The sequence below is a fragment of the Maribacter litopenaei genome, from assembly GCF_025244665.1.
Taxonomy (GTDB): domain Bacteria; phylum Bacteroidota; class Bacteroidia; order Flavobacteriales; family Flavobacteriaceae; genus Maribacter; species Maribacter litopenaei.
On the sequence record NZ_CP104205.1, the window covers coordinates 1,712,476 to 1,726,880 of the forward strand.

A 14,405-nucleotide genomic window follows, 5' to 3' on the forward strand; every position below is an offset into this window, starting at 1 on the left:
CAGTATGGTTACGTCCAATTCATTTTATTTGAAGGACCTCAACGGAGTTTAATTCCGGACTACCACCGCTATTCCCAGATCCTGCCGCGGTATATATTTTTCCGTCGATCAAAGTGGCTCCGGTACCATGTCTGCCAATATTTAAAGTAGGTAACTTCTCCCATGTCATTTTTTCTACATCAAAAGCTTCAACCTCATCATGTGCTTTCTTTTGGGTGCCACTTTCACCGCCAATTACCACTATTTTTTTTCCTAAAGTAATCACCGAAGCACCTGCCCTTTGAGTAGGAATATCAAGATTGTTCGGTAGGGTAGTCCATTGTTGCTGGGCGAAATCATATACATCTACACTGGACTCCGTAAGGTCCGGATATTTACCAATGTTTCCGTAAGTTCTTCTGCCGCCGGCCACGTACAATTTATCATCAATGATAGCTATGCCGAAATGATCCCGGGCGTGAGGTGCATCGGGAAGCTGTTTCCAGGTATTTGAAATAGGATCAAATTCATCGAACCAAGCTACATGCCCGCCCCAATGTCCTTCAAATGCTCCGCCTACCAAATAAATTTTGTCTTGATACACCAAGCATCCTGCCGCCCCTCTCAACCTGTTTTCGGGAATTTCAGGTCCTTTTCGCCACGTATCAGTTTCAATGTTATAGATATACATAGAAGGAACGGGTTTCTCTTTCGGGAATAATTCAGAACCTGTAAAGGCACCAACCACATAAATTTCGTTGTTATATGTAATGGCCTGAAAATGGTGCATTTCAATGGGTGTTACCGCTGCAGTTGACCAAGTTTGTGTATTGATGTCGAAAATCTCCACGGGTTTGATGCCCCTACCACCTACAAGAAAAATCCGTTCCCCTAGAGATACCAAAGAGTTTTCATGTCTGTTGGTACAGGAATTGGTAGGGGATAGGACCTCCCAATCCTGGGAAACCATAAGGTTTGGAGCCATTAGAATGACCATTAGTCCTATAAAATATGTTGTTTTCATTTTAAGGGTTTTACGAGTTAGAATACTAAAAATAGGTGTTATTCTTCCGGTTTTGAAATAACGCAGCAAAATAATTAGGAATGTCCGTTTTGATTCTTCTCTCAATATTTCTTAGTGCTCAAAAGTAATCCGTCCACTAGGAATGGAAGCGGAATCAGGATGTATCCTTAATAGATACGAGACTTTTCCATCTTTGGGAATAAGAGCAGCCCGGGCGGTTCCACGTGCCTTATATAGTAATGTGGCCACGTAAAAAAGGTACTCTTCTTTCGGATTGATTGTTTTTTCCAATTTGCTTGGTTTATGGAATTGATCGTCCAAAAGCCCTTCTAAGTCTGAAAGGCCATAATCGGTAAGACCAATTTTTTCAGACGTCATTGTTTCATTAGGAAAAAATAGTCTTATGAAGGATTCTTGAGAAGCAAAAATTTTTAAGCTCTCAGAAGGAAATTCCATTGTCAATTCCATAGGAACTTCAGATGTATTGGTCACCTTGTGCCGGAAAATGACATAGCTATAGGTGTTTTCGTTTGTATCAAGGTAGGTGCCTCCGCCCTTGGGAAGGCTGTTGGTGATTTCCAAGGTATTTCCGTAACTGTCTGAATATTGTGTTACCGTATCGACCCAATTTCTTGGTGTATTTTGACCATGTACAAATAGGCCTATCAAAATGGATATATATGCAAGCCATGGTTTCATAAGTATCTGCCTCTGTTTTAGTAGTTGCCCAAAACGTTATTATAAAGAAATCATTCAATTCCTTTCGGAATGTATATTCATTCTATTTTGAAGGTTTTTTTCAAAAAACCGTGCTGTAGTGGCAACCACAATTGATAGGAAAATTGCTATAATACATAAGGCCGTAAAACCAGCTGGATCATCGTCCTTATGATGAAATATCTTTATATAGATTCCCGCCATCAGGATTAAAACAGCCAATAGTAGGGCAGACCGTTTAATACTTCTCAAGATTTTTTCGGAATTTAAGGTATACCAATCACTTCTTATTATGTTTTCAAGGAGTTGTATGGTTTTGAACAAAGCAAAAAAGAAAACCACTGAAGCTGCATATCCATAAAGAATAAAGGGGTCTAAATAGATATCGACCATGTCCAGATTTTGAGCTCTACCCTCCGTCAAAGGAAACCGAATCAAAATGAAAATCACTGCGAATCCTATACATATTAGTATGAACTGAACCAGTTGTATTAAAGTTTTTTTCAAGCTTGTATAGGATAAATGGATTACCCCTAAGTTAGGTTAAATAATCATTCGATTCATTCTAATAATGATAACTCATATTTTGATATGGGCTTTCTCATTTTCTGTCCTTTACTGGAATAACAAATTTTAACCCGCACTGCATTTCATTAATGGCACACACCTTAATGTCAACAAGTCCACTATTTAATCCAATAGTGCGGACAATATTTCCATCTAGATCGGTTTCAACTTTGGAGGCCTTTTTGGGCCATGAAATCCAAATTATTCCATCTTGCTCTATTTCTTGTTTTAGCTGTTGGATGTTCTTTTCAAGTTCTAAGGCACTCTTTGTAAAATAGTGAATGAAATCGTTCATTTTGCTATCATCGGTACGGTTACTGAACGCTTCGGGCAACTCTAAAAACAACTCAAAGTAGTCTTTTGGCTCATTGATGAGTTTCACTTTTAATCCTTTTTTGATTCCAAGTTTCTTTTCAAGTGGCGTCCCGTATCACCCTGAAGTTCCCATTTTTTACTCCTTTGATGTACTTATACTTTTCAAGATAATCTTAACCATTTTCAGAATATATGTAAAGTAGGTTCTTATATGAGTTAATTGGGCAATTGTAAATTCTTATTCCCTTTTTTCAAAAGGAATGATTATTCCTTTTTCCACATAATTTTTTAGGCCGTTAAGCAGTATCGCCCAACAAAAGGAAGACCTCCTAAAATGGGCGTTGCATTCACGCCATCCAACATGCCAAAATTGAACCTTAATGTTTTCTCCATTTTCAACCAAATCGAATCCAAAGGAAGTGGCATCCCAATCAGGGTCAGACTTTGTCATTTTAATATGGAAGGATTTGTTCTTTTCAGACATGGCTACCTTACCATACCAATCATACTCGGTGTAAAGAAAAAATTATAAATCTCACCTTTTGTGGGCTTGCCTTCACATCTAAGAGGTCACCAATTAACCAAATGTTTGGGATCAGCAACAGCTTCGAACACTTTATCGATAGGTGCTTTTATAACCAAATCATGGTGTATTGAATGTGCCATATTTTAATTGATACTTAAGTACAAGGATATTAAATACAATATCTATATTGGATGAATTCCGCGATTAGCTCTGTACAACTATTCATCCCCGATTTACTTTTACAAATTACTCTTTTTTACCATATAATGTCTCAACGGCATTGGGAGCGGTTATTTGCTAATAGATTTTAATGTGCAACTAAGGCGAGATGCTTAGTTGCTAGCGTTTCTTTCTACAAAATTTTTAGGGTCAATCAGTTGGAACGTTTTGGCATACACACACTACTATTTCAAAAAAATCCATATCTTGAGCACTATATGAAAAAGTTATTTCCCATCATTTTTTTAGTTCTGCTTATGGCGACATCAGCCCGTTCGCAGACCCAGGTTTACGAACTAAGAGTATACGAAATAGGGTTTTTTCGATCCGCAGATGTACTACATACCTATTTTGAAAACGCCCTCATTCCAGCACTAAATAGGCAAGGGGCAAAAAATGTAGGCGTATTTGAGGAAATGGGCGAGTCATTGCCCAAAAAAGTCTATCTGCTCATTCCTCATAAGGATATTGTCACTTTTCAGGATAGTGAGAGAAAATTGTTTGATGACGAAACATATTTGAAGGATGCCGATCCTTACTTAACTGCTGATCAAGCTACCATTCCATTTAATAGAATCAGTACCAGCCTTGTTCATAGTACTAAAGAGTTTCCTGAATTGACTGTTCCAAACAGTGCAGGAATTTATGAACTCAGAATATACGAAAGTCATAATGAGGGTGCCCTAAAAAACAAACTACGAATGTTTGAAGACGAGTTTAGCATTTTTGCCGATGCAGGCTTGAATATGGTATTTTATGGTAAGAACATTTACGGGGATCACATGCCATGTTTAACCTATATGCTGGCAAATACGGACTTGAACGACAACAAGGAAGGATGGTCAAAATTTGTCAACCACCCGAGACTGGAAGAAATTGACGTCCATGGAGGAATACAAAGGTAACATGAGTGATATTACAAGGGTTTTCCTTAAACCAATGGATTATTCACAGATTTAATCATGAGACCCTATTTTGTTATTTTTTTCTAGTCTTTTAAATCCATAGAAAATCAGGCCGCAACAAATAAATAAACCAAGAATGGCCGGTATCAATATTGATTTTCCGAGACGCTCCCGCATTCTGAATACTCCGGACCATTTTACCAGTTGCCATAAGAACAACAACACCAATTCCCATAATCAAGCTTCTTTTCCAAAAAGCCAATCCTAAAGCAATAAATGAAATAGGAATTGATAAGGTCAGTAGTTGTTTACTCAAGTTCCATTCACCGTAGAGATACGCTTTCTCAAATTCTAAAAAATTAACCACATCGTCACTTACCATTTCGGGTTTAGGAAACCAAAACATACTTGTGAACAAGGCAAATAAGGAAATCATCATTCCAGTAAAACTTTTTCGGTAGGCGAAATAGCAAAATGGAAGTAGAAATAATGGTCTTAGATACCAACTCCATTGATTATGGTGTCGTTCAAAGACCCAATCAAAGAATGGCTTGTTAATCATTGAAATTACAACAAAAGTAATCGTTAGGATTAGAAAAACACCCCCTACAAATAAGTCACTATTTCTATTTTTCATCTGTTTTTACTTGATGAAGACAATGTTTCTTGTATGACTACTTGCGGGTTTTTCATGTTGGCTGAGCGTAGCCGAAGCCAGGAAAATGTCCGCCTGAGACTAAAGATAATTGATTTGCAGGAATTTCCAAATGGAAATTCCGACCGTAATTAATTATACACTGCTTAAGTTTGATTCTAGTTATTTTAATGTAATAAACCAGAAAGAAAAAAGCGTAGAATAAGGTTAATATACACCGAGAAACCTAGATTTCGTCAACATTGATAATCCCTACGCTTTACTACTTAGAATTCGTTCAGTTTTATGAGACCTGGATCTCGCTTTCAATGTTGTGCGTTCGTATTTTATTTTCAAGAGGTTTCTTTCGTAATCCACTTTCCAATTGTCGGTGCTTTGTATGCTTTCATTTTTATAATCAACTCATCAATATTGTCGCTAATTAAAACCATATTTCTGTTTATTTCCTTCAAAAGTCCTTTTGTAACCATATCGTCTAAAAATGCAATCAGATTGTCATAAAATCCATTAATATTTAGAATTCCAATAGGTTTTTTATGAAGTCCTAATTGGCCCCAAGTCAGCATTTCAAAAAGTTCTTCTATAGTTCCAAAACCTCCGGGAAGAGCAATAACTCCATCGCAGAGTTCATTCATTTTAGTTTTTCTCTCATGCATTGAGTCAACTAAAATCAATTCAGTTAATTCATTATGAGCAATTTCTTTTGATTTTAGAAAATGGGGCAAAACTCCTATTACTCTTCCTGAATTTTTTAATGTCCCATTTGCAACTGCTCCCATTAGTCCAACATTCGCTCCACCGTAAACTAGCTCAATATTTTGAAGAGCTAATTTTTTTCCAAGCTCTTTAGCTTGAAGTTCAAATTCGTTATCAGTTCCAAAACTTGAACCGCAAAAAACTGTAATTCTATTCATTAAATTTTCGTTCTGATTATATGACGCACAACGATCTCGGCTATGATTTCGTTGTGGAATTTCACGCAGTGAACATTCCGCCCGAAATCAAACCTTGGCTTGAAGTTAAGGATTTCCGATTAGGAAATCCTGCCACAATGAATTATAGCCGGTGTTGTAAGCAGTTTTTATTTAATTCGTTTTTTAATGAGTATTATTTGTCCGAGATGATAATATGAGTGTTCAATCATAGCGTCAATATTTCGGCAATAAGTCCCATATTGTTTATCTACAAAGTCCGACAATATTTTTTCTTCTGACATATTTTCAACAAGTTCGATAAATTCATCTGCGTCAAGACAAAACTTACTCACTAAATTTTGCCAATCCTGTTCAGATTCTATTGGTGGGGAATCAAAACTATATTTATCCCGAATATCAAGTGTTCCGCCTTTAAGAACGTTTGCAACTCCAGCTATATAGTAATCTATGTGAAAAGTCAAATCAGCAATTGTGTTGAAGTCATCTATTTTTTGAGTAGCTTGTTTCCAATCAAGGTCAACTATTTGTTCCTTGAAATTTGTACCCAAAACCCATTTACCTTCTGTAAAAACTTCTTTCAGTCGGTCAGCTAAGTATTCCTTGAGTCTCATTTTAGATAAGTAGCTTTTTTACGGTTTTATCAAATTGCTTACAACGCCGCGCTATGTACGTCATCTGCGAAAGCAGTGGGCGGGTTGTAGCGTTGGTGGCTAATTTTATGGAAATATAGTGAAAACCTGTAACGATGATACGGTTATCTGTCCTGTTTGGGGGTATTGTGAACCGCATCATCGTTTGTTGATAAGGCCACATGGTAGCCGTATATCGTGGTTTTCGCGGAATTGGGAATAATCCCGATAGCTATCGGGAGTTCGACCTACCGAGCGAAGCGAACACATGAATGCTTTAAAGAAAAATAAAATGAATAAACCACCTATTGCGTCCTGATATGTCGAGTAGGTAAGCCGAAGCGACTGTCTTTGCAAAATGTCCCTTATCCTACGGCCAAAGTACGCCGCAGGCGACCGAGTGCAGCGACCGATGAATTCATAAGAAAAAAAATAGAAATGACATAAATAATTCGGCACCGCGGTCATGTGTATGGTTCGTTGCGAACTTATCCAACGGAAAATGTCCGCCTGACCTTAAACATAATTGATTGCAACTAATCCCGTTTTAGGAATCAGACAGTAACTAATTATACACCGCTTTGTTGTGTTTTCGTTTATTTATTTTGGTTTAGAATATTCGATTAATTCCTCAACGTAGTGAAAATCTCCTTGATTTTGAGTGAGTTTTATGAAGTTTTTTACGGCAGGTGCATATAACCAAACTTCTGTTTCATTTGCGCTATATCCTCTAGAATTGGTTGTTCTACCTGTGTATTGTATAGTGTAAGCCATAAATGTTCCCGCTTCTACGGTTTCTTCTTTGTACGACAAAACTTCGGCATTCTGACTTTGGTTTCCAGTTGTACCATCTTGACTCGTCCAACTGTTTTCATATTTCCATGTTTTACCAACTTCGAGGGGCCAGTCGTACTTCGGTGTTTCGCTTACTTACGGTTTAACGATTTCTGTAACAGGAATAGTATCTTTGCCAATTGTCATACCTAGTGCTCGGTCAAAACTTACGATTTCTCTTGTATCTGTACCATCCGAGCGAACCTCTCCTTCAGTAGTTACACCCTTATATTTCCGGACCCATTTTTCACCAAGCTGATAGTCAGTTAACGTCGGTTGGTTGGTAGTGCTGGATTTAGTTGAGTTATTACAGGCACTAAGTACTACCATGGCAAGTAATACTAGAATTTGATATTTCATTTTATTCTTTAGAACATATGACGTTATAGATTCAAATTTGTTACAACTGCCAAAAGTGGCTGTAAAGCAGAAAATCCTATAAGTTTGAATTAATTTTGGCTGTTCTATTCCAAAGATTGGTATTCAATATCTATTAGCTCGATTAACTCCGTAATACTATTTTTTAATAAAACTGATTGCCTTGTATAATAATTAAGCTGTCTAGAAGAAATGTAAATATCAGCTAATATTCGTTTATCAGTAATTTTAATTGGGGAACCAAAATCACCATATTTTATTTCATACGCATATTTATTTCGCAATTCATTAGAACGATCCAACACATCCTCTCCAATACTAATGATATTTTGGGCTTCCAATTCATAGATGTTTTGAATATTATTAAATAGCTCACGATTGCTTATAATGTTTGATTTTCCCTCAGATATCATTGAATTATAAGTTCCAATTTTTGGTCGAAATTTTCTATCCGTAAAGAAAATATATTCTAATTCTGACACTCCTTCCACCTTAGGTAGCTTACCAATAATTTCCTCGAATATCAAGTCAATAGTTGTGTCTTGAGACATTAATTGAGCTATGCGCCACTTGTGATCTTTGATTACTTGAGACAACAATAATGTATCTTGAACTAAATCACTCTTTATTTCTTTGAGATAGACTTTTTCTGCATCTCTGGTTTTTTTAACTCATTCGAGTTATTTATACTAAGTGCAATTAAAATTCCAATAACTACAAGTATAATTTCTCCGATGGCATAAAGAACATAATTAATGACCTTTTTATCTCTAATCATTTTATGTCTTATTTTTCTAAAGATTTTTGCCATTGGTTGATGTTGGATTTTAATGAAGTACAACGCCGCGATCTGTCCAGTAGGTAAGCCATAGCGGCGGTCTTTGCAAAGAGGTCTCTTATCCTACGGCCATTGTAATCTGGCATAGCGCGGCGATGATGTCGACTGGCTTTTGGTGCGGAAATTGCGCGAGCAATACAACAAAAGTACACCGCAGGCGTATTCGAAATCATCGGTTTTGTGTATGATTAGTGGCGTGTTTAAGCACCTAATTTAGCAAATAAAAGCCTAATAGAAAATCTGATAGGATTTTCGTAAGCAAGCCTGAACTAGCCATTAATTATTCACGGTGTTGTGGTGTCGTTTGTCTTTTTTCCACCACAAGTAAACAAAAATACTAAACAATAAAGCCATAAATACCCAAGGCAATTGTAGAGATGCAAGAGATAAATTCTCCAATTCAACATTTGATTGAAAAATCCCTGATGGGATTGCCTGATTCTCTTGTTCAGGTCTCAAGTCAAAAATACTAATCGTGATGAAATTAGCTCCTGTATGAATTCCTAATGCAGCACCCAATCTGTTTGTTTTAAAATATATTATACTAAAAAATATAGTGTGTAAAACTGGAATTAGAATAGTATATAAAAGTAATTCACCTGCAACTTGATTGGAATAACTTTTAAGACCAACGAAAAACATCATTATAATAATTGCTGCATTGGCCCCAAAACTTTTTTCAAATGATTTTAAAGGGTAACCTCTTGTAAATAATTCTGTTCCTAAATCTGCAATAAAAATGAATAAGAGTCCATAAAGAATATTATATAGTGAAACATTTTGCCTTAACTCCCAAGAAAAATCTGCTATGTAAGATTGTAGTATAGAAACGATTGCCCATAAGACGATTCCAATTAGTAATCCGTAATAGAATTCCAAACGATTCTTGGATTTTAATGAAATGCCTAAATCGTGAAGCGTAATCTTGTCTGTTTTACAGAACCATTTTGTAACTAGCCAACTAGACAATGCAAATAGTGTAAACAGGATTAACATGGTTAAATTATGGGGTAGCTGAAACGGTATGTAAAAAGCTATCAATCCCTTACGAAGAAAAAAATCTAGTATAGTCAAGATTATCAAGAATAAAATAGCTTTTAAAAATGGTTTCATAAGTATTATTGACTTTGTAAATAACTTTTTTTAATGCACCACAACAGTCCGGGCGATGAGTAGTTGAGTGATTCAGCACCAACTTTTGCAAGTACACCACAAGCTGAAAATTCCGCAGGAATTTTCAGGATAAGCTTGTAATAGCAATTGTTAGTCACCGTATTTTTTACATTTTTTTAAATGGCTTTTTATCTGAAGTAGTCATTTTATATTGTTCCATAGCCTCTTCCGAGTAAGATCTGTTGGCATATTTTCAATGAATGTCATAACTGATGTAAATATGAACGGTATGTTGCTTCTTGAAATAAAATCAGATTTTGTTGCAATATCATCTAATTGATCAGCATTCCATTTTTTTCTTATTTCGTTAGCACGCTCATATTTTTCCTTATTCAAATTTACAAGCCATATTTTGTTATTAAGAGAATCCGGCAATAAGTGATGTCTATATTGCCAAGTTGAGTAAACTTCAAAATCTTTTTTATCCTTATCATTTTGGTAATGGAGGTAAGAGATTGCCTGTTCAGGATCAAATCGTCCCTCATTTACTGCCTTGCAAAGAATTGGTTCAAGATCAATTATGTTTTTATCGCTGCTTCTTCTCTGAGATGTATGAACTAAAACCACATCATGATTTTGCCCTCTTAAGGATTTTCTAAAACCGAGCTCTATCTGAGAAGGGAAGCCAAGAGAATCAGTTATTGAAAGTATCCTGTTCATATTTATTATTCGATTAGCTTGAATAGTGTCATCATGAGTATCGTACATTGGTCTGAACAATTGATCTCTTTCCCAAATTGATTTGAATTCATTTCTTAATCTTGAGTCATATTCAGTCGTTCTTTTCTCTATAAAAGAATTCCAAAGGTTCTCATCTATATATGTGTTGACAAAAATTGACTTTAGCAAACTTAAATCATCAGAATTATTTATAAGTTGTTGAAGATTTAAATTTCTTTCATCTAAATTATTAGAGAGGTGATTTGAAAGTGCGGCATTATAAACATCCGGACCAAAAGGTTTTTTGATTTCTTCAAATGCCAATGAGTAATATTTGGATGCTCTATCGAAATCACCATCACAAATTGCAATTTCAGCTTTATTAGTTAGAATGTGATATTTAGTAATTGCTTCATTATTGTAGTTGCATTTCGTTAATTCAGTGATGGCAGAATTTTCAGACTTAATATTCGTCTCATTACGGTTTTTGCAACTTACTTGAATCGTCAGAATAATTATAATGATTGCAATTCTCATTTTAAAATTTATGGTGACTAACGGTTGGCATAACCGAAGTTACGGGTTTATATGCATTAATTTTCGGTTTAGCACGGACGTTAGCAATTCCGAGTGGATTCAGTTTACCCTGAGCGAAGTCGAAGGGTAGTCGAATCCGCCGTAATTGCGGTTATACATTGTTGTGGCTAGTTATTTTTTAGTGATTTCTCTACCGATTCTTTCGTATTCCATTTTTACGTTTTGAGGCATTCCTCTAGCTCCAATAGATTCTGAAATATCAAATCCATTTGGCCAAAAGTACCCTAGCATTCCTATCACTTTTTCATCACTTTTGGCTAATTCGTAATAGTTAATAGCGACTTGCTCCATTTGGCTCAATTCTATGCCTCCAAAGTCTCCGTGTGCCCAATTTATATAATGACTATCTAGAATAACCATAACCCTTTGACTTGGGTCAGATAGTTTTGATTTTAGCATATTCCAATCTTGTTGAAATTCAGTGTTTGTATTTGGGTTTTTTACAAAATAACGGTCAAAACCTACCCAATCAATTGTTTCAGGAACCTGTAAGTTATTCAATGATGGATAAGCTTCAATTATCATCGTGGGAATGTTCGGAAATTCAGCTTGCAGTAGTTGAGCCACAGTATCCAATTCCAAGAAGGTTATTCCATTCCAAGTTGGTTCTTCGCCAATGTAAAATGTACCAACGTAATTGGTGTTTAAAATAGATTGATTTATAGTTTTAAATTCATTCCATCTTTCCTGATAATCCGTCCTTAAATCATAATTTGATTGTGAAGCACTGTTATTGTCTATTAACTCAAAGAACAATTCATTGAGGTGTAAAATTGTTTTTAAATCCAAATCGGCAAAGGTTTGTGTCCTTTGAACAATATTGTCATTTGGATTCACAACTAAAATATCTGCTATGTTACTAAATTGATGGATTTCATCGGCATAATTGGTTTTGACTTCGGAATCGGTTGGGTCATCCCAATACGTGTCGACTATTGTAAATCCAAAATATTCGATGTGGGCGTTTGTGTTTTCAAATGTACTCGATTCGTCATCTTTTTTACAAGCGAATAGAGTACAGGAAATCAATATGTAAGATACAATGCTTTTCATTTCGTTTAATTAGCCACAACGTCCCTGGCTATGCCTTCGTGGCCAAGCGTAGTCGTTTTTTGGTTTATTAGAAAAGTACGAAAATAAGCCAAGAGAAAAGCCATGAGGCATAGCCGTTGTTGTGCAACGTTTTTTAATACCATCTAATTTGATAAGGATATCGTTCATAAATCACATTATCCTCATTAATTGTATTTCCCTTTCTGCCATTTATTTCTCCTAATTTTTGTAATTCTTTTGCTTCTTCTGTTTTTCCAATCTTTCTTAAACAATCCGCCTTGAAAATTTGAACTTCGGAAAAGTCCGGATAGCTTTCTAAAGCTTTATCGAAAATTTCGATTGCACCTAGATAGTCTTTTTGTTCATATTTACTAATCCCGAAATAAAATAAGTCCAAATGATGTAGCCAATCTTCTCCTTTGTCCTTTAACTGAAATTCAAGGTCTTTTTTGAATATTTGTTCAGCTTTTTCAAATTCGTTTAATTGTAAGTAAGAAAGTCCAATGTAAAAATCATAGGTGTAGTCCATTACATATCCATTTCCAAACCTTTTTTTGTAGTCTTCGAAATCCGCAATTGATTCTCTATAGGTATTGGCGAATATACATTTGATAAAGGCTCGATAATCTTGCCATCGTTGACGGTCATATTTTACAGCATTATCAATAAATTCCATTCCAACTTCGTACTTCCCTTGCTTAAACATTGGCATTGCTTTTTGCTGCCATAAATAGGCGATAGTACTATCTTTTGCAAGTCCTTTATCGATTTCCTCTTGCCACTCTCTTGAGTAAAGTTCGTGTTTCCAAGCTCCGTTTTTTAGATGTTCATCTATAATCATGTCCTGCTTTTCTTTGTCAACTTTTAATTCGGTCAGTTTGTTTTCAGCTAAATCTTTATCAGATTTGCTTTTTTGTCCACAAGAAAAAATTGTGGCAATTAATAAAAGCATCGATATTTTGAAGCTAATTCTCAATTTTTAGTCAAATGTTGCACAACGCCGCGCTATGTGAAGTCCGGCGAATTTTATGGAAATATAGTGAAAACCATCAACGATGATACGGTTAACTGACGGGTTTGGGGTATTGTGAACCGTGTCATCGTTCATCGATAAGGCCACATTGTGGCCGTCTATCGTGGTTTTCACGGTATTGGGAATTAAATTTGTCGACCAGATTACATATAGCGTCCTGATATGTCGAGTAGATAAGCCGTAGCGGCGGTATTTGCAAAGAGGTCCCTTATCCTACGGCCAATGTAATCCGGCATAGCGCGGCGATGATGTCGACTGGCTTTTGGTGCGGTAATTGCGCCAGCAATGCGACAAAAGTACGCCGCAGGCGTATTCGACATCATCGGTCGTGTATAAGCGCAGTAGCGGATTTTTATGCACTTACTTTTCGGCTTATAACTGACTATAAATTTATACATTTTGTTTCGTTTCATCAATTTTCCCGCTATTGCGCTTATACGTTGTTAGCCACTGGCTTTTTCTTCAAATTCGGGCAATCCAATCGAATTTCGGTCGTATTTAATTCCTTTTTAAGTAGCTTGCAGTAATCTATTCCATTATTTTTTTTATAAAACGTACACCCAAAGCAAGTCCGTTGTACGGTCAAAATTCCGCTTCGGTTTAATTTATAAATCAGTTCGCTAATACTGCCGAACAGATTTCCTAATTCACTTTCATCGAATTTGTCTATCTGCTTTTTAAGGGGTTTCGCAAAATCATTTGTTTCTGTTACTATTTTTTTTCCCAATTCAGTCAACTGTAGTGAGTAGCTACGGCTATCCGAAGATGAAAAGTCTTTTAAAACCATTCCTTTTTTGTCCAAAATCCTAACCGCATCGCTAATAGTTGGCTTGGTTACATTAAACTCTTTGGCTAAATGGCTCACATTGCACAATTCCTGTTTGTGAAATGCTATGAAAATCAATATCTGAATTTGAATTGGGCTTAAGCCTACCAATTTGGCTTTTTCCCATAACAACACCTTAAACACTTCTGAAATTCGTTCCAATCCTGCAACGATTTTGCTCGAAGTATCTATTTCCTGTTGTTTTGGGTTAAATAAGCTATTATCCATGAAAAAGTCCCGTTTTGATGAACGGGACAAAGTTAGTAATCCTAATTAATTTAATCGCAATTTTCCATTTCAATGATGTGAAAGCCCACATTTTCAATAGATGAAATTATCTGTTCGGTAGCTTGTTCTATGTGGCAGAACCTGCATTCTTTTGCTGTTAGTTGCTCTGTGCCAAACGGCTTTGTTTTTAGATATTGCTTTCCAAAACCATAAATGATTTCTTCGTCAGTAACTTCATTTGTCACGAGGATGTCAAAATGCATCACTTTTCCGTCTACTCTCTGAACGTAGGTATCCCAAACTGAAACTTTCAT

General features: G+C 35.9%; 19 protein-coding genes. 1 reads left to right on the forward strand and 18 read right to left on the reverse strand.

Annotated elements, in window-relative coordinates:
* Positions 1-19 precede the first annotated feature (19 nt).
* The 5 genes from NYZ99_RS09090 to NYZ99_RS09110 form a co-directional block, all read right to left on the reverse strand.
* Entirely contained in the window at positions 20-1,003 is a 984-nt protein-coding gene (locus NYZ99_RS09090; RefSeq protein WP_260574969.1) for a Kelch repeat-containing protein, read from the reverse strand.
* A gap of 111 nt (positions 1,004-1,114) precedes the next feature.
* Entirely contained in the window at positions 1,115-1,702 is a 588-nt protein-coding gene (locus NYZ99_RS09095) for a hypothetical protein (RefSeq protein ID WP_260574970.1), read from the reverse strand.
* A 54-nt stretch (positions 1,703-1,756) separates the two neighbouring features.
* Entirely contained in the window at positions 1,757-2,143 is a 387-nt protein-coding gene (locus tag NYZ99_RS09100; RefSeq protein WP_260574971.1) for a DUF2975 domain-containing protein, read from the reverse strand.
* Positions 2,144-2,321: 178 nt separating this feature from the next.
* Positions 2,322-2,669, reverse strand: a complete 348-nt coding sequence (locus NYZ99_RS09105) for a DUF3052 domain-containing protein (protein WP_260574972.1) — start codon at positions 2,667-2,669, stop codon at positions 2,322-2,324.
* A gap of 171 nt (positions 2,670-2,840) precedes the next feature.
* Entirely contained in the window at positions 2,841-3,053 is a 213-nt protein-coding gene (locus tag NYZ99_RS09110; RefSeq protein ID WP_260574973.1) for a hypothetical protein, read from the reverse strand.
* A 551-nt stretch (positions 3,054-3,604) separates the two neighbouring features.
* On the opposite strand from NYZ99_RS09110, the gene NYZ99_RS09115 reads away from it, so the two are divergent.
* Positions 3,605-4,252 (forward strand): NIPSNAP family containing protein, encoded by a 648-nt coding sequence (locus NYZ99_RS09115; protein WP_260574974.1) that lies wholly within the window; start codon positions 3,605-3,607, stop codon positions 4,250-4,252.
* A 91-nt stretch (positions 4,253-4,343) separates the two neighbouring features.
* On the opposite strand, the gene NYZ99_RS09120 is transcribed toward NYZ99_RS09115, so the two are convergent.
* The 13 genes from NYZ99_RS09120 to NYZ99_RS09175 all read right to left on the reverse strand — a co-directional run bounded on the left by NYZ99_RS09120 (position 4,344) and on the right by NYZ99_RS09175 (position 14,405).
* The gene (locus NYZ99_RS09120) at positions 4,344-4,889 is read right to left on the reverse strand and encodes a hypothetical protein (protein WP_260574975.1); all 546 of its coding nucleotides are present in this window, start codon (positions 4,887-4,889) and stop codon (positions 4,344-4,346) included.
* A 350-nt stretch (positions 4,890-5,239) separates the two neighbouring features.
* Entirely contained in the window at positions 5,240-5,821 is a 582-nt protein-coding gene (locus NYZ99_RS09125) for an LOG family protein (RefSeq protein WP_260574976.1), read from the reverse strand.
* 167 nt (positions 5,822-5,988) lie between these two features.
* The gene (locus NYZ99_RS09130; RefSeq protein WP_260574977.1) at positions 5,989-6,453 is read right to left on the reverse strand and encodes a DUF1572 domain-containing protein; all 465 of its coding nucleotides are present in this window, start codon (positions 6,451-6,453) and stop codon (positions 5,989-5,991) included.
* A 618-nt stretch (positions 6,454-7,071) separates the two neighbouring features.
* Entirely contained in the window at positions 7,072-7,284 is a 213-nt protein-coding gene (locus tag NYZ99_RS09135; protein ID WP_260574978.1) for a hypothetical protein, read from the reverse strand.
* A 117-nt stretch (positions 7,285-7,401) separates the two neighbouring features.
* Complete coding sequence (locus tag NYZ99_RS09140; protein WP_260574979.1) at positions 7,402-7,665, reverse strand: hypothetical protein; 264 nt, start codon at positions 7,663-7,665, stop codon at positions 7,402-7,404.
* A 104-nt stretch (positions 7,666-7,769) separates the two neighbouring features.
* Positions 7,770-8,279: a hypothetical protein gene (locus NYZ99_RS09145; RefSeq protein WP_260574980.1), complete on the reverse strand. Its 510-nt coding sequence runs from the start codon at positions 8,277-8,279 to the stop codon at positions 7,770-7,772.
* Between the two features lie 29 nt (positions 8,280-8,308).
* Positions 8,309-8,494, reverse strand: coding sequence for a DUF6090 family protein (locus tag NYZ99_RS22900; RefSeq protein ID WP_420845208.1), 186 nt, complete (start codon positions 8,492-8,494; stop codon positions 8,309-8,311).
* A gap of 303 nt (positions 8,495-8,797) precedes the next feature.
* Positions 8,798-9,634, reverse strand: coding sequence for a CPBP family intramembrane glutamic endopeptidase (locus NYZ99_RS09150; protein ID WP_260574981.1), 837 nt, complete (start codon positions 9,632-9,634; stop codon positions 8,798-8,800).
* A gap of 201 nt (positions 9,635-9,835) precedes the next feature.
* Complete coding sequence (locus NYZ99_RS09155) at positions 9,836-10,891, reverse strand: hypothetical protein (RefSeq protein WP_260574982.1); 1,056 nt, start codon at positions 10,889-10,891, stop codon at positions 9,836-9,838.
* Positions 10,892-11,062: 171 nt separating this feature from the next.
* A complete protein-coding gene (locus tag NYZ99_RS09160; protein ID WP_260574983.1) occupies positions 11,063-12,004 on the reverse strand; it encodes a hypothetical protein in 942 nt (313 codons plus the stop codon).
* Between the two features lie 133 nt (positions 12,005-12,137).
* Positions 12,138-12,956, reverse strand: coding sequence for a tetratricopeptide repeat protein (locus NYZ99_RS09165; RefSeq protein WP_260574984.1), 819 nt, complete (start codon positions 12,954-12,956; stop codon positions 12,138-12,140).
* A gap of 514 nt (positions 12,957-13,470) precedes the next feature.
* On the reverse strand, positions 13,471-14,091 hold the full coding sequence (locus tag NYZ99_RS09170; protein ID WP_260574985.1) for a MarR family winged helix-turn-helix transcriptional regulator: 621 nt from the start codon (positions 14,089-14,091) through the stop codon (positions 13,471-13,473).
* A gap of 50 nt (positions 14,092-14,141) precedes the next feature.
* Positions 14,142-14,405: a DUF2024 family protein gene (locus NYZ99_RS09175; protein WP_260574986.1), complete on the reverse strand. Its 264-nt coding sequence runs from the start codon at positions 14,403-14,405 to the stop codon at positions 14,142-14,144.

Excerpts from the sequence above, each read along its gene's own strand:
- NYZ99_RS09090 (WP_260574969.1), bottom strand. The coding sequence starts at position 1,003 with ATGAAAACAACATATTTTATAGGACTAATGGTCATTCTAATGGCTCCA.
- NYZ99_RS09095 (WP_260574970.1), bottom strand. The coding sequence starts at position 1,702 with ATGAAACCATGGCTTGCATATATATCCATTTTGATAGGCCTATTTGTA.
- NYZ99_RS09110 (WP_260574973.1), bottom strand. The coding sequence starts at position 3,053 with ATGACAAAGTCTGACCCTGATTGGGATGCCACTTCCTTTGGATTCGAT.
- NYZ99_RS09115 (WP_260574974.1), top strand. The coding sequence starts at position 3,605 with ATGGCGACATCAGCCCGTTCGCAGACCCAGGTTTACGAACTAAGAGTA.
- NYZ99_RS09120 (WP_260574975.1), bottom strand. The coding sequence starts at position 4,889 with ATGAAAAATAGAAATAGTGACTTATTTGTAGGGGGTGTTTTTCTAATC.
- NYZ99_RS09125 (WP_260574976.1), bottom strand. The coding sequence starts at position 5,821 with ATGAATAGAATTACAGTTTTTTGCGGTTCAAGTTTTGGAACTGATAAC.
- NYZ99_RS09130 (WP_260574977.1), bottom strand. The coding sequence starts at position 6,453 with ATGAGACTCAAGGAATACTTAGCTGACCGACTGAAAGAAGTTTTTACA.
- NYZ99_RS09140 (WP_260574979.1), bottom strand. The coding sequence starts at position 7,665 with ATGAAATATCAAATTCTAGTATTACTTGCCATGGTAGTACTTAGTGCC.
- NYZ99_RS22900 (WP_420845208.1), bottom strand. The coding sequence starts at position 8,494 with ATGGCAAAAATCTTTAGAAAAATAAGACATAAAATGATTAGAGATAAA.
- NYZ99_RS09150 (WP_260574981.1), bottom strand. The coding sequence starts at position 9,634 with ATGAAACCATTTTTAAAAGCTATTTTATTCTTGATAATCTTGACTATA.
- NYZ99_RS09155 (WP_260574982.1), bottom strand. The coding sequence starts at position 10,891 with ATGAGAATTGCAATCATTATAATTATTCTGACGATTCAAGTAAGTTGC.
- NYZ99_RS09160 (WP_260574983.1), bottom strand. The coding sequence starts at position 12,004 with ATGAAAAGCATTGTATCTTACATATTGATTTCCTGTACTCTATTCGCT.
- NYZ99_RS09165 (WP_260574984.1), bottom strand. The coding sequence starts at position 12,956 with ATGCTTTTATTAATTGCCACAATTTTTTCTTGTGGACAAAAAAGCAAA.
- NYZ99_RS09170 (WP_260574985.1), bottom strand. The coding sequence starts at position 14,091 with ATGGATAATAGCTTATTTAACCCAAAACAACAGGAAATAGATACTTCG.
- NYZ99_RS09175 (WP_260574986.1), bottom strand. The coding sequence starts at position 14,405 with ATGAAAGTTTCAGTTTGGGATACCTACGTTCAGAGAGTAGACGGAAAA.